Origin of the sequence: Pararhodospirillum oryzae (assembly GCF_007992075.1) — a bacterium.
GTDB classification, from domain to species: Bacteria; Pseudomonadota; Alphaproteobacteria; order Rhodospirillales; family Rhodospirillaceae; genus Pararhodospirillum; species Pararhodospirillum oryzae.
The window spans coordinates 1-1,992 of sequence record NZ_BJZO01000168.1 but is presented as its reverse complement, the minus strand read 5'-3'; the positions used below and the strand labels follow the sequence as shown (position 1 = coordinate 1,992).

The 1,992-nt window shown below is 64.1% G+C and carries 2 protein-coding genes; one reads left to right on the top strand and one right to left on the bottom strand.

The genetic code is table 11. The features are described 5' to 3' along the window. A partial coding sequence (locus ROR02_RS16285) for a sigma-54 interaction domain-containing protein (protein ID WP_147165092.1) occupies window positions 1–1,127 on the top strand: 1,127 nt, incomplete at its 5' end. Window positions 1,128–1,190: 63 nt separating this feature from the next. On the opposite strand, the gene ROR02_RS16280 is transcribed toward ROR02_RS16285, so the two are convergent. Further along, window positions 1,191–1,992: NAD(+)--dinitrogen-reductase ADP-D-ribosyltransferase (locus tag ROR02_RS16280; protein WP_147165091.1), on the bottom strand; the 802-nt coding region annotated here is incomplete at its 5' end.

The window sequence follows — 1,992 nt, the reverse complement described above, 5'->3', positions numbered from 1 at the left end:
TTGGTATGATGCGTCAGGACGCCGAGATCATGGGCATGCTGGCCTCGATGATCGCGCCGGCGGTGGAACTGTACCTGATCGAAAACGTGGACAAGGTGCGGCTGGAAAACGAAAACCGCCGCCTGAAAAGCGCCCTGCGCCGGCGCTTCAAGCCCGCCAACATCATTGGCAATTCAAAGCCCATGCAGGAAGTCTACACCCTGGTTGGCAAGGTGGCGGCGACCAAGGCCACGGTATTGATCCTGGGCGAAAGCGGCGTGGGCAAGGAACTGGTCGCCAACGCCATTCACTACAACAGCCCCAGCGCCGAGGGCCCGTTCATCAAGGCCAACTGCGCCGCCCTGCCCGAAAGCCTGGCGGAAAGCGAGCTGTTCGGCCACGAAAAGGGCTCGTTCACCGGCGCGCTGGCCTTGCACAAAGGGTATTTCGAGCAGGCCGACGGCGGAACCCTGTTCCTCGACGAAGTGGGCGAGCTGAGCTTGACCATGCAAGCCAAGCTGCTGCGCGTGTTGCAGGAAAAGAAGTTCGAGCGGGTGGGCGGCGCGCGCCCGGTGCAGATCGACGTGCGCATCATCGCCGCGACCAACCGCGACCTGGGGGAAATGGTTCAGGCCGGTACGTTCCGCGAGGATTTATACTATCGCCTCAACGTGTTCCCGCTCACCATTCCGGCGCTGCGCGACCGGGGATCGGATGTCATCACCCTGGCCGACCACTTCGTGACCACCTTTTCCGCCCAGAACGGCAAAAGCGTGAAGCGGATTTCCACCCCGGCCTTGAACATGTTGATGAGCTACCACTGGCCGGGCAACGTCCGCGAACTGGAAAACGTGATGGAGCGGGCCGTCATCCTGTCGGACGACGAGGTCATTCACGCCTACGACCTGCCCCCCTCGTTGCAGACCCCCCAGGAAACCGGCACCGCCTTGAACGGCCCCCTGGAAGGCCGCGTGCGCGCCTTGGAATACGAAATGATCGTGGAGGCCCTGAAGAACACCAACGGCAACGTGGGCGAGGCCGCCCGCGATCTGGGGGTGTCGCGCCGGGTGCTGGGCATGCGCATGGAACGCCATGGCCTGACGTACAAGACCTTCCGCACCGCGCGCCTGCATTCGGTGAAACAATGAATGTTGGGGTCTGGGGAAGCCGCGCTTCCCCAGGCAGGGGCCTGGGGACGGCAGTCCCCACAATCAAAAATACTCCGAGCGCCGGGCGTCGATCCTGTAGGCGCCCCCGATCACGAGGTATTCGCGCTCGCTGTTGAACACGGGTTCGCGGATCAGGCCGGGGAAGTACAGCAGCTTGCAGGTGGGGATTTCGGCTTCCAGCACCCAGTCGCCGAACTCGTCGGCCCGCTCGCGCGACGAGGTGAACGAAACCAGGTTGTTGAGACGCAAAACACACCAGGGATCGCGCAGATCGCCTTCCAGCACCTGCTGTTCGCAATCGTTGCTGCCCCGCCACAAGGTGAGCCGGCGCAGGCGGTTGGGAGGAAAGCGCCACAGGCTCCACTGGCAATATTCGTACAACAGGTCGATCTGGAAATTGATGCCGCAGGCCTGATAGGCGGGGGCGTTCTTTTCGTGCAGGTAGGTGGCCCAGGCGTCGGAGGGGAACGCGCCCAGGGCTTCCTTGTGGAAGGTGGGCACCAGGCCAAAGCGGCTTTCCACCCATCCTTTCAGCACCGCGCCATGGACCGAGCTGGAATCCATGCCCCAGCCGCGCAGCAGGTCCAAGGTGGTCAGGATGCCCCCTCCCCGCCCCCGGCCGCCGCGCGCCACCAGGTGCAGGTAGTGATCGAAGACCTCGGCCGCTTCCTCCTGGTTCGCGCACGGATCAAGGAGCGAGAACAGCCCCCGGTGGGTTTCGCGGGTGCCATGCAGGCGCACTCTCCGGCGCCCGGTGTTGAACTCGGCCGAACCCAGGACAAAGGCCGGGATTCCCACGCGGTTGGTGGTGTACCACGCCTCGGGCGGCGGGTCGGAAGGGCTC